The 25,983-nt window shown below is 37.1% G+C and carries 24 protein-coding genes; 4 read left to right on the top strand and 20 right to left on the bottom strand.

Translation table 11 applies throughout. The features are described from left to right. Window positions 1–22 precede the first annotated feature (22 nt). From qoxA to glpX, 3 genes are all read right to left on the bottom strand, one after another. Window positions 23–934 (bottom strand): cytochrome aa3 quinol oxidase subunit II, encoded by a 912-nt coding sequence (gene qoxA, locus QNN06_RS11300; protein ID WP_284037570.1) that lies wholly within the window; start codon window positions 932–934, stop codon window positions 23–25. A gap of 475 nt (window positions 935–1,409) precedes the next feature. After that, entirely contained in the window at window positions 1,410–2,828 is a 1,419-nt protein-coding gene (locus tag QNN06_RS11295) for an MFS transporter (RefSeq protein ID WP_213116260.1), read from the bottom strand. Between the two features lie 33 nt (window positions 2,829–2,861). Beyond that, the gene (gene glpX / locus QNN06_RS11290) at window positions 2,862–3,812 is read right to left on the bottom strand and encodes a class II fructose-bisphosphatase (RefSeq protein ID WP_284037569.1); all 951 of its coding nucleotides are present in this window, start codon (window positions 3,810–3,812) and stop codon (window positions 2,862–2,864) included. Window positions 3,813–4,139: 327 nt separating this feature from the next. On the opposite strand from glpX, the gene QNN06_RS11285 reads away from it, so the two are divergent. Next, complete coding sequence (locus QNN06_RS11285; RefSeq protein WP_213116262.1) at window positions 4,140–4,451, top strand: winged helix-turn-helix transcriptional regulator; 312 nt, start codon at window positions 4,140–4,142, stop codon at window positions 4,449–4,451. A 157-nt stretch (window positions 4,452–4,608) separates the two neighbouring features. On the opposite strand, the gene QNN06_RS11280 is transcribed toward QNN06_RS11285, so the two are convergent. Next, window positions 4,609–5,241 (bottom strand): FMN-dependent NADH-azoreductase, encoded by a 633-nt coding sequence (locus tag QNN06_RS11280; protein ID WP_213116263.1) that lies wholly within the window; start codon window positions 5,239–5,241, stop codon window positions 4,609–4,611. Window positions 5,242–5,357: 116 nt separating this feature from the next. Further along, a complete protein-coding gene (locus tag QNN06_RS11275) occupies window positions 5,358–6,632 on the bottom strand; it encodes a diguanylate cyclase domain-containing protein (RefSeq protein WP_284037568.1) in 1,275 nt (424 codons plus the stop codon). 161 nt (window positions 6,633–6,793) lie between these two features. Between QNN06_RS11275 and QNN06_RS11270 the strand changes: the two genes are divergently transcribed. Further along, window positions 6,794–7,956 (top strand): IS3 family transposase gene (locus QNN06_RS11270; RefSeq protein WP_284037567.1). Its coding sequence is split into 2 segments (ribosomal slippage): window positions 6,794–7,073 and window positions 7,073–7,956, totalling 1,164 coding nucleotides; the frame shifts between segments, so codons are not numbered across the junction. Between the two features lie 85 nt (window positions 7,957–8,041). On the opposite strand, the gene wrbA is transcribed toward QNN06_RS11270, so the two are convergent. The 3 genes from wrbA to spxA form a co-directional block, all read right to left on the bottom strand. Then, window positions 8,042–8,707 carry an NAD(P)H:quinone oxidoreductase gene (gene wrbA / locus QNN06_RS11265; protein WP_284037566.1) on the bottom strand — a complete coding sequence of 222 codons (666 nt, stop codon included), beginning with the start codon at window positions 8,705–8,707 and terminating at the stop codon, window positions 8,042–8,044. A gap of 71 nt (window positions 8,708–8,778) precedes the next feature. Then, a complete protein-coding gene (locus tag QNN06_RS11260) occupies window positions 8,779–9,723 on the bottom strand; it encodes a ring-cleaving dioxygenase (protein ID WP_284037565.1) in 945 nt (314 codons plus the stop codon). A 158-nt stretch (window positions 9,724–9,881) separates the two neighbouring features. After that, on the bottom strand, window positions 9,882–10,286 hold the full coding sequence (gene spxA, locus QNN06_RS11255) for a transcriptional regulator SpxA (protein WP_284037564.1): 405 nt from the start codon (window positions 10,284–10,286) through the stop codon (window positions 9,882–9,884). A 286-nt stretch (window positions 10,287–10,572) separates the two neighbouring features. Here spxA and QNN06_RS11250 point away from each other — a divergent pair, with 286 nt between their 5' ends. Then, window positions 10,573–11,067 carry a hypothetical protein gene (locus QNN06_RS11250; RefSeq protein ID WP_213116268.1) on the top strand — a complete coding sequence of 165 codons (495 nt, stop codon included), beginning with the start codon at window positions 10,573–10,575 and terminating at the stop codon, window positions 11,065–11,067. A gap of 114 nt (window positions 11,068–11,181) precedes the next feature. Here QNN06_RS11250 and QNN06_RS11245 read toward each other — a convergent pair whose 3' ends face one another. From QNN06_RS11245 to QNN06_RS11195, 11 genes are all read right to left on the bottom strand, one after another. Next, a complete protein-coding gene (locus tag QNN06_RS11245) occupies window positions 11,182–11,664 on the bottom strand; it encodes a CBO0543 family protein (RefSeq protein WP_213116269.1) in 483 nt (160 codons plus the stop codon). A 481-nt stretch (window positions 11,665–12,145) separates the two neighbouring features. After that, window positions 12,146–12,469, bottom strand: coding sequence for a 2Fe-2S iron-sulfur cluster-binding protein (locus QNN06_RS11240; protein WP_213116270.1), 324 nt, complete (start codon window positions 12,467–12,469; stop codon window positions 12,146–12,148). A 34-nt stretch (window positions 12,470–12,503) separates the two neighbouring features. Next, window positions 12,504–13,829, bottom strand: a complete 1,326-nt coding sequence (locus QNN06_RS11235; RefSeq protein WP_284037563.1) for a glycoside hydrolase family 18 protein — start codon at window positions 13,827–13,829, stop codon at window positions 12,504–12,506. A 29-nt stretch (window positions 13,830–13,858) separates the two neighbouring features. Further along, window positions 13,859–14,494 (bottom strand): sporulation-specific diadenylate cyclase CdaS, encoded by a 636-nt coding sequence (gene cdaS / locus QNN06_RS11230; protein WP_213116271.1) that lies wholly within the window; start codon window positions 14,492–14,494, stop codon window positions 13,859–13,861. 243 nt (window positions 14,495–14,737) lie between these two features. Further along, window positions 14,738–16,075 carry a glucose-6-phosphate isomerase gene (locus tag QNN06_RS11225; protein WP_284037562.1) on the bottom strand — a complete coding sequence of 446 codons (1,338 nt, stop codon included), beginning with the start codon at window positions 16,073–16,075 and terminating at the stop codon, window positions 14,738–14,740. A gap of 77 nt (window positions 16,076–16,152) precedes the next feature. Beyond that, on the bottom strand, window positions 16,153–16,812 hold the full coding sequence (gene fsa / locus QNN06_RS11220) for a fructose-6-phosphate aldolase (RefSeq protein ID WP_213116273.1): 660 nt from the start codon (window positions 16,810–16,812) through the stop codon (window positions 16,153–16,155). Between the two features lie 34 nt (window positions 16,813–16,846). Further along, window positions 16,847–17,740: a phosphogluconate dehydrogenase (NAD(+)-dependent, decarboxylating) gene (gene gnd / locus QNN06_RS11215; protein ID WP_284037561.1), complete on the bottom strand. Its 894-nt coding sequence runs from the start codon at window positions 17,738–17,740 to the stop codon at window positions 16,847–16,849. Window positions 17,741–17,793: 53 nt separating this feature from the next. Beyond that, window positions 17,794–19,791, bottom strand: coding sequence for a transketolase (tkt, locus tag QNN06_RS11210; RefSeq protein WP_213116910.1), 1,998 nt, complete (start codon window positions 19,789–19,791; stop codon window positions 17,794–17,796). 25 nt (window positions 19,792–19,816) lie between these two features. Beyond that, window positions 19,817–21,319, bottom strand: coding sequence for a glucose-6-phosphate dehydrogenase (gene zwf / locus QNN06_RS11205; protein WP_284037560.1), 1,503 nt, complete (start codon window positions 21,317–21,319; stop codon window positions 19,817–19,819). 183 nt (window positions 21,320–21,502) lie between these two features. Beyond that, window positions 21,503–21,637 carry a BA3454 family stress response protein gene (locus QNN06_RS11200; protein WP_213116276.1) on the bottom strand — a complete coding sequence of 45 codons (135 nt, stop codon included), beginning with the start codon at window positions 21,635–21,637 and terminating at the stop codon, window positions 21,503–21,505. A gap of 219 nt (window positions 21,638–21,856) precedes the next feature. Next, window positions 21,857–23,200 (bottom strand): S8 family peptidase, encoded by a 1,344-nt coding sequence (locus QNN06_RS11195; RefSeq protein ID WP_284037559.1) that lies wholly within the window; start codon window positions 23,198–23,200, stop codon window positions 21,857–21,859. A 254-nt stretch (window positions 23,201–23,454) separates the two neighbouring features. Between QNN06_RS11195 and hpaB the strand changes: the two genes are divergently transcribed. Further along, a complete protein-coding gene (hpaB, locus tag QNN06_RS11190) occupies window positions 23,455–24,897 on the top strand; it encodes a 4-hydroxyphenylacetate 3-monooxygenase, oxygenase component (RefSeq protein ID WP_284037558.1) in 1,443 nt (480 codons plus the stop codon). Between the two features lie 31 nt (window positions 24,898–24,928). Here the strand turns inward: hpaB and QNN06_RS11185 are convergent, their stop codons facing one another. Next, the gene (locus QNN06_RS11185) at window positions 24,929–25,726 is read right to left on the bottom strand and encodes an ABC transporter ATP-binding protein (RefSeq protein WP_217037240.1); all 798 of its coding nucleotides are present in this window, start codon (window positions 25,724–25,726) and stop codon (window positions 24,929–24,931) included. Between the last annotated feature and the right edge of the window lie 257 nt (window positions 25,727–25,983).

The following is a 25,983-nucleotide window of genomic DNA, read 5'->3' as shown; positions in this document are numbered from 1 at the left end:
CGTTTCATTAACCCATTAACAATTACTCATGATTTTGGTGGTCTGACATATCCATATCCATTTTTGAGTGGTCAGTTTGACCTTCCTCTGGTTTGGCAGATGGACTGTGATCGTGTTCTGGTGCCGGACTAAATTTTAAATGAGTCCCTGTGAATGTCATTTGTCCAAGGTGTCCTGGTTTTAATAACTCATCAAAGTTTTTCTCTGATAAAGGTTTTGCCGTTTTCTTTACGTCTTTTACCCATTTATCGAAATCCTTTTCAGACATTGCTGTGACATTAAACGTATTTTCAGCAGTACCTTTACCGCTGAAGTTCGCGTTACGGCCCATCATTTCACCCGGTTCATCAGCAGCTAAGTGCAGTGTCGTCACCATATCGGACATGGCGTATTTTTGTCCGCCAAGTTGTGGAATCCAGAAGCTGGTGATTGGTCCGTAGGAATAAAGCTTAAATTCAATCGGCCGGTCTGTTGGAATATACAAATAGTTCACCGTTTCAATATTTTGTTCCGGATAACTAAAATGCCATTTCCAGTCAGAAGAGGATGCATAAATGACTAAAGGATCTTTATCCTGATATTTTATTGGTTTTGCTTCTACAATATTGTTACTTTGAACTGAAACGATTGAAAAGTAAGTAACAATAATGACAGGAATACCGACGCAAATCAGCTCAACCCATTTATTTCCTTCAATGTGAGGCGGTTCATAATCTGGGCTTGCCTTTGAGGCACGATATTTAATTAGCACATAAATCAAAATAGCGAAAACTACAATTACTATGAACGACATGATCCCAATAGATAACAAAATATCGTGGGCTTGCCTTTCGGCTTGCGGCCCTTTAGGATCAAGAACCATAAGAGGTTCACATCCTGTTAGCACTGTGGCAATAGTTAAAACAAGCAGTAATAATGCCGATTTTACTTTCATGCTAGTACCCCTTTCTTTTATTTAAAAAATGTCATGTTAAAAAAATTTTTTGTTTGTGATTTACATCACATCATTAGTAACTATCTTAATACCAAACATTATTAAAAGACACCCATTCATAAGATTTGTCACTAAATGTTCAAAAAGAATTCGACATTTTGTAAAGGTAGGCTCTATACATTTGCTTTTTTAATATATTTTTAATATTGGTTAGCGGGTAGTTTAAGGATTATGGAAAAGCACCCTTAAATTTCCTTCATATTTATGTTACGGTTAGAAAAGGGAATATAAAGAAGGAAGGAAATGAAATCGAAGGTCTTATTCACAACTGGAACAATTAGTGGGAAATTTAGTAGCAGGTTATAAAATGACGAATGGGAAATTGGACGGAGACAAGGTTGAGGAAATGGAATCCTTTATTTATTTAAATACAATGACGGCGAATAATTTCGCCGTCATTAAAGTCGTATGTCATTTATTTTTTAGCCTTTCTTTGTTCTGCTAAAACAATGCTAAGCTGTTTCATGCGCTGTTTTGTTAATGGATATAGAAAGACTAATATAAAGAAAATCAATAGATAGATGGCACCAGGTACGATGGTAGCCAATGTATATATTCCTTTAAGTGTACCCTCTGTTTGAACTTCCTTGGCAGCATTATATCCTATGGCTGTAATGGCAAAACCGCCGATTCCACCAGCCAATGCTTGTCCCACTTTGCGGGCAAAAGAATAGAAAGAATAAACTGTCCCATCTTCTCTTAGTCCAGTTAAAAATTCATGGTAATCGATTACATCTGTGACAAAAGCCCATATCATAATATTAAAGAAGGCATATCCAAACATCCCAATTGCTGTTAGCGCAATATATTGAGTTGCGGTTAAAGTTGGAAGTAAGAATAAAAGAATGTATACAGCAGCAGAAAGCAACATTCCTACTGTTGCCGTTTCCTTTTTGCCAAATTTACTCACTAATGGCTTTACAATTGGAATGGCAATGAATACTGTGACCGTTTGAATAACCCCTACAACACTTAATGCTGCAGTATTACTAAAATAATCTTTAAACAAGTACACATTAACTGTACCAATCAGCATCGTACTCATCATGAATATTAATGATGCTCCAAGGATTGATATTAAAGGTTTATTTTTTAAGAGCCCTTTTATTGTATTACCTAACTTACCTTTAGGCACTTCATTTTCATCCAACACAATCCGTTCAGTAGATAATTTATAACATGCTAGGTAACACGCGTAAGATAAAATCCCAAATATTACAGCAGCCGATAAAAATCCATTGGCACTTGCTTTATTATCTGTAAATATGATTATGGGTCCAACTCCATTGATAATTAAACTTGCCAGCATTGCCCCCATCGTTCTGTATGTTGATAGCGCTGTACGCTCTACAGAGTCATTGGTAATCACTGAAGCCATTGAACCGTAAGGAATATTAACAGTACTATATAAAGTTCCCCATAAGATGTATGTGACAAATGCATAGGCTTCATAAAACCCGTTTGACATTCCTGGAATATGTATGAATATTAATATTCCAGAAATAACAAGTGGAAGTGACATTCTAAAAATCCAGGGTTTAAATTTACCATGTTTTCCGGGTTTTCTTGTATCAATGAACCTTCCCCAGGTGATATCAGCAATGGCATCCCATAATCGTGCAACTAAAAAGAGTATTCCAACAAAAGCGGCACTAATCCCATAAACATCTGTATAATATACCATTAAAAATGAACTTACTAAAACAAAAGAGAAGTCATTCCCAAAATCCCCAAACATATAGCCAATTTTATCTCTAAATCCAAATTCTTTGACCTTTCTATTAGTGGAGATTGGTTTAGAATCTTTCATTTTATGACTGGTACTTTGAATCATTTTAATCCCTCAATTCTTTTCATCCGAAAACGATTATCGTTTTTGATTCAAACTGTGTTGTCCTTCAATAAAACGAATTGTCCCTGTTTTAGCACGCATAACAACCGAATGAGTTGTGCCAATATTCCCCTTATATTGCACTCCTCTTAATAGCTCACCATCGGTCACACCTGTTGCAACAAAATAGGCATCATCGCCTTTTACGATGTCATCCATCAACAAAACTTTATTAAAATCAGAAATGCCCATCTTATTTAAACGAATTTTTTCTTCTTCAGTTTGTTGGATTAGCTTTCCTTGAAAATCTCCTCCCAAGCTTTTGAGTGCTGCTGCTGCTATTACCCCTTCCGGCGCACCTCCAGAACCAAGCATGATATCAACACCTGTATTATCAAATGCTGTATTTATTGCTGCCGCAACATCTCCATCTTGCATCAGTTTGATTCTTGCTCCCGATTGGCGGATTTCATGAATCATTTTTTCATGTCTTTCTCGATCTAATATTGCTACAACCAGATCTTCAATGTTTTTATTTTTTGCTTTTGCAACAGCCTTTAAATTTTCAAAGACGGGTGCATTAATATCAATTTTCCCTGCTGCTTCAGGTCCAACAGCAATTTTTTCCATATACATATCTGGAGCATGCAATAAATGACCTCTCTCTGCAACTGCAATAATAGCAAGAGCATTCGAAGAACCTGCAGCAACAATATTGGTTCCCTCTAATGGGTCTACTGCAATATCAACTTCTACCCCTTCACAGGTTCCTAGTTGTTCACCAATATACAACATCGGTGCTTCATCCATTTCACCTTCTCCGATCACAACTTTTCCTTTCATCTGAATAGAATTGAACATCTCTCTCATAGCTTGTGTAGCTGCAGCATCCGCTTCTTCCTTCTTCCCTCTTCCTAACCACCGTCCGGCAGCAAGTGCTGCAGCCTCAGTTACACGAACAAGTTCCATTGATAAACTTCTATCCATTTCAAAACGCCTCCAAATTTTCTGAAAATATTTGTTCGAATTCAATAATCTCGAATTCAAGATATAATACAAAAAAACAATACCTACTTTTCCTATCATTTCAACCAACACACTTCGCATTAATTACTAGGTAACTTTATGTAACCATAATAACTTTTTATTTTTAAGCTGTCAATTTATTTGTGTCGAATTCGTGAACGAATAACGTCAGAACTTGTGTGTTTGGTAATTTAAATCCAGTAAATACTTTATTTTAACAACTGATTCTGATAATATTAAATTAAAGTTATTAAAAATAACCTAGAAACAATTTGGAGGTGTTTATAAATGGATACAGAAAATAAATTGTGCAACAAAGTTGAAGAATGCTATCATATTATGGGAAAAAAATGGATGGGTTTAATCGTCCATACACTAATGGAGGAACCGAAAAGATTTAGTGAAATCCATGCCTTTATACCAGATTTAAGCAAAAGAGTATTAAACGAACGGATGAAAGAGCTTGAGGACAATGGCATTGTATTAAGAAATGTCATTGCAGACCGTCCTGTACGGACCGAATATTCATTAACCAAAAAAGGAACAGAATTAGGAAGATCGCTCAAGGCCTTAGAGGCATGGGCAGATAAATGGTTATAAATTAAAAACCTCTTCAATTATACATTTTATTGAAGAGGTTTTTATTTATTGTCACGATAAACATTCTTTCTGTTTTAGAATTAAATAGATATAAAATAAAGGAACTTGGTATCCAAGTTCCTTTATTTTATATCTTAAATTGTTTATTTCATTATGATTAAACAGCTACTGCTGATAATTTCTTTGCTGCTTCTTTTACTTTTTCAAGACCTTCAGCTATAATTGCTTCTGCTTGAGCAGGCATTGCAGCATGACCTTCAATAATGACTTCATCTACAATTTCCATGCCGAATACGCCACCAACAACGTTTTTAATATAAGTTGCAGACATTTCCATAGGTGCTGCTTCAGGTGTTGAGTAAACGCCGCCGCGTGCATTTAAGATGATCGCTTTTTTGTGTGTCATTAATTGTACGGCTTGACCATTTTCATCGTATTTGAAAGTAAAACCAGCCTGGTATACGTAATCAATAAACGTTTGTAATGGTGCTGGAATGGTTAGGTTCCATAGTGGGAATGCAAAAACAACTACGTCAGCTGCTGTAAGAGCATCCATTGCTTTTTGCTTCGCAGCAAGAAGACGTTTTTCTAGATCCGTCATTTCCTCTCCTGATTCTAGTTTACCAAAAGCGTTGAATAAATCTTGGCCAATGTAAGGCATATCTTCAGCAAAAACATCGAAAGTTGATACATTTACACCCTCTAAGTTTCCCATAAAAGTTTCATACATTTTACTTGAAACTGCATCCGAAGCTGGTCGGTTATTTGCTTTAACAACTAATATATTCATATATAATTCTCCTTTTTACCTTTAATTTCAATATTTTAAATTAAAATATCTCGAATTGATAATATATTGATATAGTATTGTTGTCAATGAAATTTCCCTAGTAGATATTTCCTAATTTAATTATAAAATTTGAATTGGTTTCTCGTTTCCTTAGCTAAATACAAAGCTTGGTCAGCATGATTTATAAGTATTTCACTGCTCATTCCATCCTTTGGAAAAATAGAAATACCTATACTTGCAGTTGTATTAATGAAATGCCCCTTAATTTGATACGTCTGCTGAAGCGTTTTTTGCAGCCTTAACGCAACCTGTTTAACACTTTGTGAATCCTTAATATCTTTTAATAGGATTAAAAATTCATCGCCTCCTATACGGCCAATGATACTATTTCCTCTTACATTATTTTTTAACCTATTAGCAAATTGGATAAGGAGCTCATCTCCTACATCATGCCCTAATGTATCATTTACTTCTTTGAATTTGTCCAAATCCATGTACAATAAGGCCAACTTTTCTCCCTTTTCACTTGCAGACACAATCGATCGTCCCATCAATTCGTTGAAGCTTAGCCTATTTCTTATGCCAGTAAGCGAATCGTGGTAAGCCAAATTCTCCAACTCTTCCTCGTATAATTTTCGAGCCGTGATATCTTTAAAGAGAATTTGCATGACTGATTCTCCATTATAAACCATCGGGATGGCTGTAATTTCTGCAAAAAAATCCTTATTCTCAAATCCTACCAATCTCTCTATAATTGGAGTTGGTTTCGCGCCATCACTTTTTACCACCATGTCTGTTAACTGGTGCTGGATACTTTCTTTATTTTCAGCATCAATAAACTCCCAAATTGATCTACCGATTATGTACTTTAAACTGTCCTGTCCTAAAAACTTTACTCCAGCTGGATTTGCAAAAACAATATGATGGTTATTTTGAACAATTATTGCCTCTGGTAAAAATTCAACAAGTTTTCGATAACAGACTTCACTTTCCTCCAGCTGCCGTTGTATTTCCATCTGTTCGGTAAAGTCTTTATACATTCCTACAGCAAGAACCTCACCCTTGTTGATTGGTCGGTAGGTTGCTAAAATATCTAGTATTTCCCCATCTTTACACATTCTTTTTGTAAAACTATAATTAATATTTTCTCCTTCCCTTAATGTATTTAACAGTGCTTCATGTTGTTCTTTCGTCATGGTATGCAAGGCTGGGGGTGGAATCAGCCCTTTCATTTCCTCAATTGTCCAGCCAAGTAGGTCAGTAAAAGTCGGATTTGCATGTAGGATCTCTCCATCTTGGCCAATTAAAAAAATCGCATCATTAGTATTCTCCCAAATTAGTTCAAGTGCTTCTTCTCCAATTTTCGGATTATCTAATAATAGACTAGTCATTTTATTTCCCCATTTCTTTTATTCCTATAAACCGTACAGTGTGACAAGATTAGAAAAAGAGCCAATCATTACCCTTTGAAGAGACCTAGTTAAATAAGACAAAGGAAAAAGCACCCCCTGGATCGTATTTAAATAATACGTAACTCAGGAGGTGTTTTCTTATGGGGAAGAAAAATGCTTACTCAGAAGAAGTTAAAATGGCTGTTATTGAGATGAAATTAAGTGGTGAGTATTCAAACCGTGAGATTATGGACAAATTTGGAATAACAAATGTTACTCAGGTCAAAAGGTGGATGCAGTGGTATCGTGAAGGACAAAAATATCGTTTGGCACAGGGGATTGGTAAACAGTACAGTTATGGGAAGGGTCCCGAAGAATTATCTGATATGGAAAAATTAAAGAGAGAAAATGAGTATTTAAAGGCACAATTAGAAATTTTAAAAAAGTACCAAGAAATCGAGAGGAGTTGGTTCCAGAAGCTGTAGTCACCTTAGTTGAAAAATTAAAGGAAAAATATTCTGTAACCTTTCTTTGTAGGTGCCTAGGTATCCCGAAATCAACTTACTATAGATGGAGGAATCAAGGTCCAAAAGGTAAAACTGAACTCGAAATACAAATCACTGAAATTTGTAAACGTCATAAATTTTTAATTGGTCATCGGACAGTTAAAGCCTGGTTATTACGTGATTATAAAAGGAAAGTTAACCGAAATACTGTCCAACGTATTATGCAAAAATATAATCTCCAATGCCAGGTGAAGCCTAAACGTAAGAATAATATAGCTGGAGAAATTAAGATAGTAGTCCCTAACCATTTAAATAGAAATTTTACTTCTTCTAAACCAAATGAAAAATGGGTTACAGATATTACTTATCTGCCATTCGGCCAATCTATGTTGTATTTAAGTACAATCATGGATTTATTTAATAATGAAATAATCGCATACCGAATTAGTACCAGCCAAGATGTGTCTTTAGTGGTAAACACATTAAAAGACGCTGTAGAAGGCCGTGATACGAGTGGCTTAATATTACATAGCGATCAGGGAGCTCAGTATACGTCCCATTCATTTCAAAGAATAGCAAAAGAAAAAGGCATTACCACAAGCATGTCTAGGAAAGGCAATTGCTTGAATAATGCCGTTATTGAATCCTTCCACTCCACCATAAAGTCGGAAGAATTCTACTCTCAAGGAAGAGAGTTTCTTACAAATTCTATTGTAATCGAAAGAGTTGAGAAGTTCATCAATCATTATAATCAAACACGACTTCAGGCAAAATTAAACTATCTGTCCCCTATTGAGTTTAGGGAACAGGCAGCATAAATTGGTGCTTTTTCGTTGTCTCATTTTAATAGGTCAGTTCACCTTTGATTAGCTCTTTTTATTCTATTTATTCTATTTATTCCGTTTATTGATTTGCTTTTTTAACCCATTCTGCAACTGTAACTGTACGCTTAGCTTGATGTTTTACAGCGGCTTGAACATCCTCAATCATTTTTCCATCTTGTCCAACTGTCACACTTGTTCCATATGGATTACCACCTGCACCAAATGTTACAGGGTCAGTATAACCAGGAGCAGCAACAATTGCACCCCAATGATACATGGTTGTATAAAGTGATAAAATGGTTGCCTCTTGTCCACCGTGAGGGTTTTGTGCTGAAGCCATTGCACTAACAACTTTATTCACTAGCTTCCCATTAAACCAAAGACCACCAGTTGTATCTAGGAATTGTTTCATTTGAGATGGCATGTTACCGAATCGAGTAGGCACACTGAAAATAATCGCATCTGCCCATTCTAGGTCTTCTAATTTCACTTCTGGTACATCCTTTGTTTTTTCAACTGTAGCTTTCCAAACCGGATTTCCTTCGATAGCTGATTGTGGAGCTAATTCTGGTACTTTTAATACCTTTACTTCTGCACCAGCTTCTTTAGCACCTTCTTCAGCCCATCTTGCTAGTTGATAATTTGTTCCACCCATGCTGTAATAAATTACTGCTAATTTTACATTTGTCATTTTTTCTGTCTCCTTTTCTAATTTACTTCCAAATAATTTAGATAAGAACCCCATTTGTCACACCACCTATTTTGTCATTCTTTTAAATTTATTATTCCCGATTTTTTACTCATTAGAATCCTTTTTTATTTATCTCCTTCCAGTACACGAACATTCACAGGCGGTAAGGTTTTTTCTAATTCTTCTCTTTTTGACTCTAACCACGATGGAAGCATCAGCTTTCTTCCCAGTTCACCTGCATATTCATCAACCGTAAAACCTGGCGGGTCTGTCGCTATTTCGAAGAGGATCCCCCCTTCTTCATGAAAATACACTGCTTTAAAATAGTTTCGATCACGAATTTCTGTTGGATTGTATCCTTTGTCTTGGAGAAGTGAACTCCATCTTAGAAGATCTTCTTCATCCTTTGCTCTCCATGCTATGTGATGAACCGTTCCAGCCCCCATCAGCCCTCTGACTGAAGGATTTAATTGAATATCTATCGTATTCCCAAGATGTCCTTCAGATTTAAATCTAAGGAATTCATTCTCCTGCCCAATACATTCCAATCCCAAAGTATTTTCTAGCACGTCCGTCGTTTTATGAGGCTGTGCCGAAATCAGAACAGCACCACCAAAACCTTTAATGGCATGTTCGGCTTGAACTCCTCCAAAGTTCCAAGTATTCATGGGTCCTTCATCTCGTTCAGTCAGTTCAAGTTGCAGCCCATCTGGATCGTTAAATTTTAAATATTTTTCACCAAATCGAGTGGATGAAGTAAACTCAACTCCGAATTGACCTAATCGACTCTCCCAAAATGGAACTGAACCCTTCGGTATGATATAACTGGTTACACCAACTTGCCCCATACCAATTCGACCTTTTAATTGTTTAGCCCATGGAAAAAAAGTGATGACAGTACCTGGTTGACCTGATTCATTGCCAAAATATAGATGGTACACTTCAGGTCGATCAAAGTTTATTGTTTTTTTAACAAGCCTAAGCCCTAGGACGCCTGCATAAAAATCAATATTTCGTTGGGCATCGTTTACCATCGCTGAAATATGATGAATACCAGCAGTTTTTTGCATTTTTTTATCTCCATTCTTAAATGGATTATTTAGGTCGTTCGATTTCAAAAATCTCACCGATACTTCCTTTTTAATTATGATATCAATTTATTGTAGATTTATTTAAGTTATTCTTGAATTGATATTCTCGATTTCGAGATATTTATTAAAAAAATATTTTATTGAACTTCTTTATAAAAGCTACCAATTTCATCAAGTTGGAATACACGCCTATTACGTGGCAGAAAACTACGTATTTCCTCTTCATTAAAACCTACTTGAAATCTTTTTTCATCTAGGATTAATGGTCTTCTTAATAACCCAGGATTTTCTTCAATAATTTTATATAATTCTTGAAGTGATAAAGAATCCATATTTACATTCAACTTCTGGAAAGCTTTTGACTTTGTCGAGATAATTTCATCTGTTCCTTCCTCTGTAAATTGAAGGATATTCTTAATCTCATCTGTTGTAAGTTTTTCAGAAAAAATATTTCTTTCTTTAAAAGGAATTTGATGATCCTCAAACCAAGCTCTCGCTTTTCGGCATGAGGTACAACTTGGTGAAAGATATAAAGTTACCATTTTAAACACTTCCTCTTTACCTTTTTAATCAAAATTTTAAACTTCTTGAATTAAAATATCTTGAATTAAGGATATTTTTATTATATATCATCTTCCCCACTTGTCAACAACTATTGAACTAAGGAAAGGATGATAAATAATAATTTAAATAGAAGGAAGCTTTCCTAACAAAATCTCAGACAACCTTGTTGATTTATTTAACCAAGTTTACTATAATGTAGTTAGGTTACTTTTAGTATACATGTTACTTTTAATATAAAACTATTTTTGGAAAGAGGGAAAGAAAATGAATATGTTAGAATCCAAAGTAATTCAAACTAGATTTGAAAAAGAAATTTTTATTGATAAAAAATCAAACATTGTAATTAACGGCTTCCGCTCTCTTGATAAGAGTACTTCCTATTATGAATTTAAGATTGGCCTAGATCTTATTCGGATTAGAGAAGACGAATATTATGGTACTAAAAAAAGTTACGTTAGTATCAGAATTTCGGAAGATTTACAGTCTCTTTTCATTATAGAGCCTGAGATCCAAAGTATTTTTGCCGTCAAAAATAAACAAGAAAAAGAAGCTGCAATTGAATTAATTCGTTATTTATTAGTCGAATCGCAATCTTTTAAACACATGGTAACAGACATGATCAATAACTTAAAAAAGGAAAATGTATTTACTGGATTGGAAATGAAAGAGTTAAAGGTAAAATTAGCTGTACTGGAAAGATTATTAAATGTAAGTGATGAAGAAATTCACTTCAAGGTTCTAAGGGAAAATATAGCTTGAAGAACAAAAAAGAAAATCCTTAATCCTTAAAGAGCAGAGCAATTACTGTAGGGTAATGGCTCTGTTCCTGTAAACACAAGGATAAAACATAGGTTTTCATAAAATCAACCTTTATCATTCGGCTATATTTGGATGTTTTAATTTATCCAATTTCTTTATTAATCCAACCAATCCTCTTATAGTAAACAAAGTAAAGCTTACACTTCCGAAAGTATGAAACGGTGACCATTTTTTCCATTTAAATAGTCGGGAATTCTTTTCAAAGTACCATTGACCGATACTCATAGGCACACTAAAAATTAAACTTTTTAAAAGGATTTTCAAAAAGTTGTCATTATATGACATTTTAACCCAGATTACACTTAAAATCGGAAAAAATAATATGTCATAAATAATGTTTGTTTTAAAAATTTTAGGAAAAGGACGAACAGGGTATTCAATTCTCTTTGTCCCTACAACATAGGCATCAATTAATGTTGCAATAACTCCTTTTGAGAAAAAAATAACTAGATTTTCTCTCATTTTTGATCCTCTGAATAAAAAGGGAAGAGAAACGAGGCATAATGATGTAAGTAAGTTTAACAACTTTTTTTCCACATATGTTCTTCCTTTCAAATAGGTAATAGTTATACTAATACATTTTCCATAACACACCATAAATATTATTCGTTATTAGATTATTTCCTTCACTCTTATTTGATATCCTAATTAAGGAATACATATCTAGAAACACGTTAACAGTCATCTAGTGATTACAAGGGCATATTTCGCCACAAAATTTCTTGTTTTTAGGAGCATTTATAGTGGTGACATACAGGTAGTAGAAACTTTCAAAACTTTAAATTCAATTGAAGAGGAATATACTCAATATCCCTTAGTTTCATAATGGTAAAAGCTAACCGAAGTATCGATTAGCTTTTTACTGTTTTTAAATTTGCCTTTTTAACTCACTTTTAAACTATCTTTGTAAATCTTCATACATAATTAAGCAGCTCTTTTTAACTCAATTGAATCTTATTTAAGGGTTTTTTCTAATTCTTCTCATTTTGACTCTACCTATGCTTGTAACTTAAATTTTTCAACCTTCAGGCCTTGGACCTTCATTCATCCCGGAATTTTCCACCGTCATTATTGGCCGTACCTCTAAATCTCCATCAACGCGGATTTGACAGGACAGACGTAAATGATCATCAAAAATTCCCTTCTCATAAAATGCATTTTTTTCAACATTTGTTAAATCGCAATATTTCCCCCCCAATATTTCTACTCTGCAGGTTGTACATTTTGCCTTCCCACCACATTGGTGCAGGATTTTTACACCGTTATCTTCTAATGCTAGTACCAACTTTTTCCCACGTTCAACATCAAAAGTCCCATGTCCCAAAACAGTGATTTTGGGCATTTTTGTACCTCCTTGGCGGTTTTCAAATTAATGATTAGTGCACATTAAATTCCTCAAGCAGCATTTTTTCTGTTTGGGGCATAGTTAGACCCAGATGCCAGCAGCCCATTCCAGCTAATCCATATTGACGAACAAGACGGAACTTAACAAGCAGGCTTCGTGGGTCCTCAAACCATACTTCATGGTGATTTCCTTTTTTGTCAATATAACGGAACCAAGGCGCAGCAGCATTTTCATCATAGTGAACTTGACTTTGATAACCAGTATACAAGTCAATGGCATGTTGGGTGGAATAAGCAGAGCCTGATCGCTTATTAGTTCCGATAACCCAGTCATAGGCATATTGAGGAATTCCAAGCATCAACTTTGATTTATCTACAACTGAAACGGCATAATCAAGGGTTGCTTTTACTTTGTCTATTGGAGCAATCGGACCTGAGGGCCCCCCTGGCCAATGCCAATCATAAGTCATTAAAAACATTTTATCTAGGTATTTCCCAAGCGTTCGGTAATCATAGGCTGTAGAATAAGCTGGAATTTGATCTCCTTCTTTTGGAGGCACCGCCATCATAACTTCCATTCCTGCTGGATGCAGCTTTGCAGCTAATTCCACAATAAACTGGTTAAGGTTCGCCCGATCTTTTGTCTTTACTTGTTCAAAGTCAATGACTATTCCTTTATAGTCATGACTATCTAAAAGAGCATAAATATTTTTAACAAATTTCTGCCTTAACCAAGGAGTGCTTATTAATTTATGAGTAAGATTCGGATCAAATCCCTTTTCGCTTAGATTTGTAAGAGTTGCGAATGGCGGGAGGTTCTCTTTCCACGCAATCTTATGTGACTGGTTTTCAGGCGTTTCGATGATGTTTCCTTGTTCGTCAGAGCGATACTCAAACACGAAAATACTACTAAGAGTACTTTTATAATTTTTCAGCATCCAAGCATTAGAATTCTTATCTTTTGGAACAAAGTAGGTACCTGTCCAAATGTTCATTTTCGGCGGTCGAGGAATACTCAATTTCTGTCTTGGAAAAATCACACGACTTTTTAAACCATTTTGCCGCATCAATGTTTCCTCACTAATGGCGTGACGATTAGCTATTTCCCAAACACTTTCACCAGGTTGAACTATATAGTTCGCCTCGGGTATTAACAATGCTTGACCTAGGACTAGTTGGGCATTTTTAGCTAAACCATTTAGCTCAGCCAGATTGTCTTTGTTAATTTGGTACTGTTTCGAAATTTTGGACAGGCTGTCGCCATATTTCACTTCATGGATTACTTGGGCATAAGTTGAAATGGGAATCATTAAAATCATAAAAACTAAAATAAAGATAAAAAATAGTTTTTTAATCACAAGGAACCTCCTTAATATTTAATAGATCTTTAATGAAGTTCAAATTTAATGGGTTGAGTTGTGTTAATTGGATATAGCTTCCCTTTTAATGCAAATGAAATTTTTCCCGTTTCTTCGGATACAACCAATGCTAGCGCATCACTTCGCTCTGAAATACCAAGAGCTGCTCGATGCCGTGTTCCAAGTTTTTTTTCTTCAATTATAATTGTTGTTAATGGAAGGACATTTCCTGCCGATACAACGTGGTTTCCCCGAATTAAAACAGCCCCATCATGCAGTGGATTGCCCGGGTAAAAAATCGATTCCAATAATTTAGGTGTTACTATTGCTCCTATTGTTGTACCTTTTTGAATAATAGGCTCGACCAAATCACAACGTTCAACAACAATTAAGGCGCCATGCCTGTGTTTCGATAGGTGTTGAGCAGCAGTGGATAAATGTTCATAAGTGTCTGTAAAAGATGATAAATAGCAATTCAAATAAAAAGAAGCAGCCATTGATTCAATTTCCATTAGATGTTCTTTAACATCCTCAAGACTTCCCAATACACAAAAATTTTCGTTGCCCAGAATTTCTAAATTGGATTGGAGCATAAGAATCAGTTGTTGAATGCCATCTTCTAAATTTTGTTTCATAGGTGAAAAGTCACAATTATTGCTGTCCATTTACAATCACTCCATATCCGTTTTTACTTCAGGACTTACATATGTATAGTGGAAAATGCCCAAAACAAAAGCATATATTAAAAAAAACAAATAAGATTGTTTTGAAATAACAAAATCTCCATTTTAATTTAGAAATAGTATTTGTTAGTTACTTTGTTTATATAAATCGGAAATTTAAAACCAAACCAATAATTAAAAACACCCTTATCTTCAATTAAGACAAGGATGTTTCTTATGTTCCAATTATTTAGAAATGCGTTTTAGTAATTCTGCTTTTTCCGCTTCAAATCCTGGCTTGCCCAGAAGTGCAAACATATTCTTTTTATATGCTTCAACTCCTGGCTGGTCAAAAGGATTAACTCCCATTAGCAAACCGCTTATTCCACATGCCTTTTCGAAGAAATAAACCATTTCACCGAAGGTATACTCATTTAATTGATCCAGCTCTACGGATAGGTTAGGAACTCCTCCATCAACATGGGCTAAAACCGTACCTTGTGCAGCATTCTTATTGACATAGTCCATTGTTTTACCAGCAAGATAGTTTAAGCCATCCAGATCAGCGGCCTCTTCCTTAAGTGTAATATCTAGTTTAGGTGCTTTTACGGATATAACAGTTTCAATAAGGTCACGGCGTCCTTCTTGTACATATTGTCCCATGGAGTGAAGATCAGTGGATAAATCGACAGAAGCTGGATAAAGTCCTTTTTGGTCCTTTCCTTCACTTTCGCCTAATAACTGTTTCCACCATTCAGATACATAATGAAGGGATGGTTCAAAGTTCACCAATAGTTCAATTGATTTTCCTTTTCGGTAAAGGGCATTTCTGACAGCAGCATACTGATAACTTTGATTTTCTGCCAAGTTTGGATTATTATACTTATCCGCAGCAGCGGCAGCACCTGCCATCATTTTATCAATATCCAAGCCAGCAGTTGCAATCGGTAATAATCCTACTGCAGTTAATACGGAGTATCTGCCCCCAACATCATCAGGAATAACAAAGGTTTCATAACCTTCCTCGTCAGCAAGAGTTTTTAAAGCCCCTTTCGCACGATCCGTTGTCGCATAAATACGTTTTTTTGCTTCTTCTTTCCCGTACTTTTTCTCCATATAATCACGGAAAATCCGGAACGCAATGGCGGGCTCTGTAGTTGTTCCTGATTTAGAAATGACATTGACGGAAATGTCCTTGTCTTTCAGCACATCAAACAAGTGGGAAATATAAGTTGCACTTATATTTTGTCCGGCAAAATAAATTTCTGTTTTATCATCCATCTGGTTATGAAACGTATGGGACAATGCTTCAATGGCTGCTCTTGCACCAAGATAGGAGCCACCGATGCCTATGACAATTAAAGCATCTGAATTACTGCGAATTCTTTCAGCTGCCGCTTTGATACGCGCAAATTCTGCTTTATCGTAGTTATGCGGTAAATCTACCCAACCAAGGTAGTCAGATCCCGGTCCTTTTTTCTCATGAAGCATTTCATGGGCAGCTTTTACAAAATTACTTAAATAATCTACCTCATGCTGCTGCATGAAAGATAATGTATTAGAATAATCAAAAGTAATAGACATACGTTTGTTCTCCTCTTCAGTTTATTTATGTAAGGGCGTTAAGTCGAAAAATAACGCCCTTAGGCTTTTAATCGTTTTTATACAGTTTTCCAGTCAGCTGCAAACTTTTCAAGTCCTTGGTCTGTTAAAGGATGTTTTGATAATTGTTCAATAACCTTAAATGGTATGGTTGCAATATGAGCTCCAGCCATTGCTACACGAGTAACATGGTCTGGATGGCGGACAGATGCAGCAATGATTTGTGCATCCAAGTTTTGAACTCGGAACAACTCAGCAATTTTCGCAACAAGTTGGACACCATCTTCATTGATATCATCTAATCGGCCTAAGAATGGTGAAACATAAGTTGCGCCTGCGCGTGCAGCCAATAATGCTTGGTTCACACTAAAAATAAGGGTAACATTCGTTTTAACACCTTTTTTAGTTAGATAACGGCATGCCTCTAAGCCATCCAATGTCATTGGAAGTTTAATGGTTATATTCTTATCGCCGCCATTAATTTTGATGAGCTCGTTTGCTTCCGCAATCATTTGTTCCGCTGTCAAAGCATTAGGTGTTACTTCAGCGGAGACAGACTCTACCTCTGGTACGGCATTAAGAATCTCAGCAATCCGATCTTCAAATTTGACGCCTTCTTTCGCTACTAAAGAAGGGTTGGTGGTTACACCTGATAATACGCCAATCTTATAGGCTTTTTTGATTTCATCTAAGTTTGCAGTATCAATAAAAAATTTCATGGTATTTTTCCTCCAGATTTAATTTAGTATTTTTTTAATTCTTTTCGACAACATGTCCGCCAAATTCATTTCTTAACGCCGCTACCACTTTTCCTGTAAAGGTGTCATCCTCTAGGGAGCGATAACGCATTAATAATGACATGGCAATAACTGGCGTAGCAGTCTTAAGATCTAATGCTGCTTCTACTGTCCATTTTCCTTCACCTGAGGAATGCATAATCCCTTTAATTTCTTCCAAGTTTGGGTATTTAGAAAATGCATTTTCGGTTAATTCCATCAGCCATGAACGAATAACAGATCCATTATTCCAAACTCTTGCGACCTTTTCGTAATCAAAATCAAATTCGCTTTTCTCCAGCACTTCAAAGCCTTCGCCTATCGCAGCCATCATGGCATACTCGATGCCATTATGAACCATTTTCAAGAAATGCCCGCTGCCAACTTTACCCGCATATAAGAAGCCATTCTCAACAGCAGTATCTTTAAAAATAGGCTCCACCACCTCCCAGGCATCAGGGTCTCCGCCGATCATATAACAAGCTCCATTGCGAGCACCTTCCATACCGCCTGATGTCCCTGCATCCATAAACCTTACACCATGTGCAGCCAGTTCATTATACCGGCGGATTGATTCTTTATAATGGGAATTACCTGCTTCGATCACAATATCCCCCTTTTCCAAAAATGGTGTGATTTCACCAATTACGGAATCTACAACCGCATGAGGGACCATAATCCACAAAATTCTTGGATGTTCTAAGGACTGAACGAGTTCTTTATAACTTGATACACCGACAGCTCCATATTCTTTCATATTTTCTACTGCACTTGGATTTACATCATATGCTGCCACTTCATGATGGTGGTCGATTAAATTTTGTCCCAAGTTTAAGCCCATTTTTCCTAAACCAATAAGTCCAACCTTCATTATGTTTTCCTCCAATTGAATATGAATATTTTGCTATATTTTATTTACCCTTCTTAGGAAGGATTTAGGACGCTTTTTGAGATACGGACTACATTATCTGTAGTAAAACCAAACTCTTTCATGACTGCAGTTCCATCGCCTGAGGCACCAAATGTCTCAATTGAAAGGATTTTTCCTTCAAATCCAACAAACCGTTCCCAGCCAAGTGAAATACCCATTTCAATGGCAACACGTTTTGAATTCGATGAAGGGAGTACCGCTTCTTTATATTCTTTAGCTTGCTGGCTAAACAATTCCCAACTTGGCATTGAAACAACGCGAACAGAAATATTTTCCTTTTCAAGTTCTGCTTTTGCGTTCACTGCTAAGGTCACCTCTGAACCAGTAGCAATTAAAATGACATCTGGTGATGAAGTTGTTTCTGCTAATACATAAGCTCCTCTAGATAGGTTCTCTAGATTTGCTTTTGTTTCATTAAACACTGGCAAGTTTTGGCGGCTAAGAATCAATGCAACAGGTCCCTCTGTTTGCTGGAGTGCATATGCCCAAGCACTTGCTGTTTCATTTGCATCTGTTGGTCTAATAACCGTTAAGCCCGGAATGGAACGAAGTGCTGCCAGATGTTCAACCGGTTCATGTGTAGGCCCATCCTCTCCAACTGCAATGGAATCATGTGTAAATACATAGGTCACTGGCAGCTTTGATAATGCCGCCAGGCGGATAGACGGACGAAGATAATCATTAAAGACAAAGAATGTACTTACAAAAGGTTTTATACCGCCATGATAGGCCATACCATTGGCTGCAGCGCCCATTGCATGTTCACGAACTCCAAAGTAAACATTGCGCGCACCGTATGATTCAACGGCGTAAATTTGTTCCCCTTTTATTTCCGTCATCGTTGAATGGGATAAGTCTGCACTTCCACCAAATATCGCTGGAACAGATATCACATAATGGTTGATGGCTTCTCCGCTGGCCACACGTGTTGAAACAGCTTTTCCTGTATCAAAGGTTAAAATATCTTTTGCATCAATCAAAACTTTTCCTTCTATAGCATTTGTTAATTGATTGGCTAATTCTGGGTAGGCTTGCTTATAGGATTCGAACAAGCTCATCCAGCTTTGTTCAGCATCAATCCCTTTACGCTTTAATTGTGCAAAATGCTCTTTTACTTCTTCTGGAACATAGAAATCTTCTTCATAAAGCCAGTTATAGGCTTGTTTGGTTGCTTTTCCTTCTTCTGCCCCCAGTGGTGCTCCATGTGCTTTATTTGTTCCCGCCACCTTTGGACTTCCATATCCAATAATCGTTCTGATTTCAATCAAGCTTGGCTGATCTGTATTTTGTTTGGCTGCTTCAATGGCTTCAGAAATGGCTTCGATGTCATTTCCATCTTCTACTCTTAAATAGTGCCAGTGTGCTGATTCTACTCTTTTCTCAATATTTTCAGAGAACGAAACGTTTAACTCCCCATCCAGAGAAATATCATTTGAATCATATAGTACAATCAATTTCCCAAGTTTCATGTGACCAGCCATCGACATCGCTTCATAGGAGATTCCTTCCATTAAATCGCCATCACCAACTAACGCATAAGTATAATGATCAATAACCGGATGTCCCTCTTTATTAAACTTTGCTGCTAAATGTGCTTCTGCCATTGCCATTCCAACTGCGTTTGCAATTCCTTGGCCTAATGGACCTGTGGTTGCTTCTACTCCCTGTGTATGACCGAATTCAGGATGACCTGGCGTTCTGCTGTTTAACTTCCTAAAGTTTTTCAAATCATCAATGGTGACATTATAGCCGGCTAAATGAAGCATGCTATACAGCAAACTTGATCCATGGCCCGCCGATAAAACAAAGCGGTCCCGGTTAAACCATTTTGGGTTTTCAGGGTTGTGTTGAAGATGATTTGCCCATAATGCATACGTCATTGGCGCTGCCCCCATCGGGAGACCAGGATGACCTGAATTTGCTGCATTAATTGCATCAATTGATAAAGTACGAATGGTAGTAACGGATAGATTTTCAATGTTTTGTGACATCATTTATTTTTCCTCCTGGATATTCTTAGGTGTGTAGTACCTTTTCCTTGCTTTCTTGAATTGTTTCATTGAGCCACCATTTAAAGCCATTTTCCAAAAGCAATAAATCAGCTGCAACAGGACCATAAGAACCTGAATTGTATTCATAGAGCGGTACTCGATTGTCCTCGAATGCATTCAGAATCGGCTGAACCCATTCCCATGACAATTCAACTTCCGTCCAATGAGCAAAGAAAGTAGAATCTCCATTAAAAGCATCATAAATAAGTCTTTCATACGCTTCAGGTACTCCAAATTCTGTTTGTTCCTTCGAAAAATCAATCTTAACAGGTTCTACTTTTCCATTGTTCAATGGGTTTTTACTGTTTAATTGGAAAGAAATATTTTCATTAGGATTGATTTCAATAACCAATAAGTTAGGATCCATTTGAGAATTTTTATATTGGTGGTTCGCATTATTTTTGAATTCGATGACAATCCGCGTTGATTTTTCCTTCATTCTCTTTCCTGTGCGGATATAAAAAGGAACCCCAGCCCAAGATGGATTATCAATCCACAAACGAGCAGCAACAAATGTATCTGTGGTGGAAGGAGGATTGACTCCTGGCTCTCCTAAATACCCAGGTACATACTGACCATTTACCTCTCCAGAAATGTATTGCCCGCGGACAATATCATTTTGAACATCTTCTTCTTTTAAAGGACGCAGTGACTCCATGACCTTCTGCTTCATCTTTCTTATTTCTGCAGCATTGATTTTTTCGGGTGTATCCATCGCTGTCATCATCAGAATTTGCAGCAAATGGTTTTGAACCATATCGCGTATTGCTCCTGCATGATCGTAATAGCCTGCTCTCTTTTCTACCCCAACCGTCTCACTTGCTGTAATTTGGACATTGGCAATATGTTTTTTACTCCAAAGGGACTGTAGAATCGGGTTTGCATATGACAAAGCTTCGAGATTTTGAACCATTGGCTTACCTAAGTAATGGTCGATTCGATAGATTTCCTCTTCCGCAAAGGCACGGCTTAGTTTTTCATTCAGTTCACGTGCAGATTGGAGATCATGGCCAAATGGCTTTTCAATGATTAATCTTTTCCAGCCTTTTGTCTGACCAAGCCCGCTATTTTTTATATTTAAGGCAATGGTGTCAAAAAACTCTGGTGCTACTGAAAGATAAAACATCCGATTTTCTTCTAAATTTAGCTCCTCTTCACGCTGCTTCACTAACTGAAGTAAAGCTTGAAAATCTTCTTTGCGGTTAACATCCAACTTACTGTAGCGGAAGTCATCTAAAAATTCTCCCATACTCGCTGCATCATGTTCTAAGCGGCGTGAAAAATCCAAGACAGATTCTTTTACTTTTTCTTGGAATTCTCGGTGGGATAGATCTCCTCTACCGAGTCCGATAATGGAAATGGACTTTGGTAATTTTTGATCAACATACAAATTGTATAGTGCAGGGAAAATTTTCCTCTTTGCTAAATCCCCTGTTGCTCCAAATAAGACAAAGGTCATTGATTCCATGCTTCTTTCCCCCATGTTCGTCTTTTCTACCTGTGGACTTTCGTGATAATCTTTTTATGACGATTGATTGAAATGACAGCTTCTGCCATTCCAACAAATATAAACTACAGCTTTTTCTCCAACTTCTTTTTTCATTCAAGGCCTTCTGTCCCTTTTTCATTTAAAGATCTGGAGATTCATTTTTTAATTTAGCCATTGTTTCTTAATTTGCTCTTGTGCGATATGCAAAATTTGTTTTTCAGGTGTGTCCTTGTTGACAATTACATTGGTTAAATAATTTTTTCCTTTATAATTTAATTTCACTGTCACTTCTATCATTTGTTTCACCCCTAACCTTTTTAAATTCCACACTTTGATAACTTTTATTTAAAAGGAACTTAAAATATCCTTGGTTACTTTACGTAACCATAATATCTCTTACATAAATTATCGTCAAGTGAAGTATCTCGAATTTGAGATATTTTTTTTGTCGGCGTGTGATTTGGAAATAATAAAAAAAAGCGATCAAAACCGATCGCTTTTTTTGGTTCATTATTATTATTTTAAGGCACTAACCGCATTGATTAATCCAAACCCAGCCTTTTCATCATAGCCTGGTTTGAACACATCTTCCGCTGAAGACTGGATGATTTGTTTTACTTGCGCAGGTTTAAGAACGTCTTTTCCGTACTTCGCAATGATTACTCCCGCTAAGGCAGCTGTTTTTGGTGAAGCCATTGAGGTGCCGGCATAACCAGAATACCCTCCCGGTACAGAACTATAGCAAAGATAAGAATTGTCTCTTCCTGTTTTTGTAGCAGGATCATAATTTGGCCCTAGATCACCGCCTGGTGCCATTACATCAATTTTTCCTACGCCGTAATTAGAATAGAATGCTAGATTTTTTAGAGCTCCACCCGCTGAAACCCGAATCATGGTTTGACTGCTTGGGCTTCTGTGAACAGCACCTTTGTCATCACCAGCTAATTTTCCCGGACTGCTAATATCTACGCCATTATTACCGGCAGATCCAACAACTGTTACCCCTTTTTGGATGGCGTATTGAATGGCACGGTTAAATAAGCGAACATCTGCTACAACATCTTTTGTAGCATACTCAGGGTCTTGGAACCAATCGTACCCGCCTAGGGACATATTCACTACATCAACATTGTCATCAGCTGCTGTCATCAAAGCATCTGCAATATGAGCAGTTTCAGCACCGCCTGTTGGTCCAAAGACACGGTAGGCTGCTACTTTCAGATCCGGTCCAATTCCTAAAATTCTCCCCTTACCGGCAATTGAACCAGCAACATGAGTTCCATGGCCATCTTCATCCATAGCATCTGGATATCCCGGAACAAATGATTTTCCATAGGCATAATTGGGTTTAATATCTGGATGGTTATAGTCAATACCCGTATCAATAACACCCACAACAATGTCATCCCCGGAAACTGTCTTGCCGGTTCCTCCAGCCAGATTCCACGACGCCCCATTATTCGTTACCTGTTTGATATCCCACTGATAATTTTTATAGACATCTGCTCCGTCAGTTATATCGTCAAGTGTAACTGCTTCCTGATAAACTGGTTTTTCAGGGTAAATGGTATGTTCAACCCCAGCATCCAGAACTAGGTTCGATTTTTTCACCTTGTCCAAAAACGCAGTATTCGTTGAACTTACTTCAACAGCCCCTAGTTTATCCAGTTTACCTGTCACTTTCCCGCCGGCATCCTTAATTAATTTTTCATATCCGGCTGGCAGCTGGGATTGATACTTAAAAACAACTATGTATTCCTTGTCCACAGGTGCAGCACTGCTTTTTGAAATCCCTCCGCTAAAAATAACCGAAGCTCCTAAAGCAACAGATAAAGCGCTTCCAACAATCTTCTTCTTCATCGTTTCAACCTCTCCCTTTCTCTTTTTCTCAATTTTCATTATATTATTTTTAAAGGACTGTAGACATTCGACTAAAGTCCTCATTACAATCTTTTCACACACCACTTTTTCCCTATTTTTGAATAATCCCCCACTAAAATTTCCACCGATACCCAAATTCGTCCAATTGTTTGGATAACCCATGCAGGACAAACACTTTCCCAATAAAATAAATTACAAAACTTTTAATGCTCCATGTATTAGGGAGTGGTCAAATGGGAGCAATTAACGGAAAAGAATTTATCGAGCGAATGAATCGGTTAAACAAAGAAATTTGGCTGGATGGAGAACTATTGGAAGGGGATATTTCTGAACATCCTGCATTTAGAGGTCTAATTCAAAGTAAAGCATCATTATATGATTTGCAGTTTGATTCGACCCTGAAAGAAAAGCTAACCTTTCTATCTCCAGAAACGGGAGAACGGATTGGGCTATCCTATTTACAGCCATTGACGAAAGAGGATTTAAAAAGAAGGCGGGAAATGATTGAAATTTGGGCCAGGCATACCAATGGGCTGATGGGTAGAAGTCCGGATTATATGAATTCAGTCGTTATGGCCTTTGCCTCCTCCGCCTTATTTTTAAAAGGGAGTGAGAATTGCTTTCCGGAAAATATTATTTCCCTCTATGAAAGAGCAAAGAATCAAGATCTCTCGTTTACCCATACTTTTATAACCCCTCAGGTTAACCGGTCGCAAATCTACTTTGAAACATCAAAAGAACCTATTGCCGCCAAGATTGTTGAAAAAAATGAAAATGGAATTATTATTAAGGGTGCCCGCCTGTTAGCGACACAAGGAGGTTTAACCGACGAGGTCCTTGTTTATTCAGCTGGCGGTGTTATGAATGAGACGGATGCTTATGCCTTTTCCATCCCCTCCGATACGGAAGGCTTAAAATTTATTTGTCGGGAATCGTTCGTGGGTGGCAAGTCTTCCTTTGATTATCCGCTAAGCTCGCGCTATGAAGAAATGGATACTATTTTGGTTTTTGATCATGTCCTGGTGCCATGGGAGAGAGTCTTTTTTTACGAAAATGTGGGTGCGGCTAATGACTTCATGCTCAAAAGCTCATTTCATAATCATGCCTACCATCAGGCCATTACAAGGCAGACTGTGAAAACTGAATTTCTTCTGGGACTTGCTGAAACCTTGGCGGATACCATAAATGTTTACGGATATCAGCATATACAGGAAAAGCTTTCTGAAATCATCATCGGTCTTGAAACGATGAAGGCACTTTTACTTAAGTCAGAGGAAGAAGCGGCATTAGATGAGTGTGGTTATATGAGGCCAAGTCTCATCCCCCTTAAAGTTGCTAGTAATGTCTTTCCAAAAATTTATCCTAGATTCAGTGAAATCATTCAATTAATTGGTGCGAGCGGAATGATTACCTTACCAACGGAAAAGGATTTTGCTTCACCTCTAAAAAAAGATTTGGACATTTACCTGAAAGGCTCAAGCAAACATGCTGAGGACCGTGTGAAGCTTTTTCGATTGGCCTGGGACCTGACGATGAGCTCATTTGGCACAAGGCAAACCCAGTATGAACGGTACTTCTTCGGCGACCCTGTCCGCTTGTCTAGCGGTTTGTATCAAACCTATCCAAAAGAGGAGTATTGCAAGCGAATTAAAGATATGCTTGATTTAAAAGAATAGGATATCCCTCCATACGGGATATCCTATTCTTCTAACTATTTTGATGTGTCACCTGCAACTTTGACAGAAATGGTCTTTCATTTTCCCAAGAAACCCGAACCGGGAGATTGAAAAATTGGGTAAGGCTCTCGCTCGATAACATTTCACCGGTGTTTCCTGCTGCAAAAACCTGCCCATCCTTCAGCAATAAGGTTTTATTAAATACAGGCAGAATTTCTTCCACATGATGAGTAACATAAATGATGGCTGGTGCATTTGGATTTTTGGCAATCGTTTCGATTGATTCCAATAGTTTTTCACGGGCAATAAAGTCCAGACCGTTCGTTGGCTCATCTAGAATCAGCAAAGACGGGTCAGCCATTAACGCGCGGGCAATCAACACCCGCTGCTTTTCCCCTTGTGATAAAGTTTCATAATTTCGGTTGGCATAATCGATGCAGCCAAGCTCCTCAAGTAGGGAAATGGCCTTTATTCGTATTTCGTTTGTTGGATTTTCATAGAGACCGATGGAAGCGAATGCTCCGCTTAGTACCACTTCAAAGGCATTATCTCCCGGATGAAATTTTTCCTGAAGTGAGGATGAAACAAAGCCAATTTGCTTGCGCAGCTTTTCAGCAAGATAGGTTTTCCCAAACTCCATTCCTAAAACATTAATTCTTCCCTTTGTCGGGAAATTATAGGCGTTCAGCAAATTGAGGATGGCTGTTTTACCAGAACCGTTTAAACCGAATAAAACCCAATGCTCCCCTCTTTCTATTTGCCAATTGACATTTTTTAAAATCCACTTGTCGCTCCGTTTGAGCGAAACGTCCTCTAGTTGTAGAATCATTATTTTACTCCCTTCTTATGATTGCCTTGATACATTATATAGTATCAAAATTTTTAGAAAATAAAAATTTTAGAGTGTTTTCCACTTCAAAAATAGCAATTATGAACATTCTTTGAAACTATTCTATTTATAAGGGTTTCCCCAACTTTCGCAGCATAATTCTACAAAATTCTCGGTTCCCAATTGCTATATTTGATAACAGATTGAACGGGAGGAAAATAGTAATTCTCCCTTGTTCAATCATTCACAATAAAATA

Source organism: Neobacillus sp. 114, assembly GCF_030127045.1.
GTDB classification, from domain to species: domain Bacteria; phylum Bacillota; class Bacilli; order Bacillales; family Cytobacillaceae; genus Neobacillus; species Neobacillus rhizophilus.
Note: the sequence above shows the minus strand (reverse complement) of the source record. Positions and strands in the feature narration are given on the sequence as shown.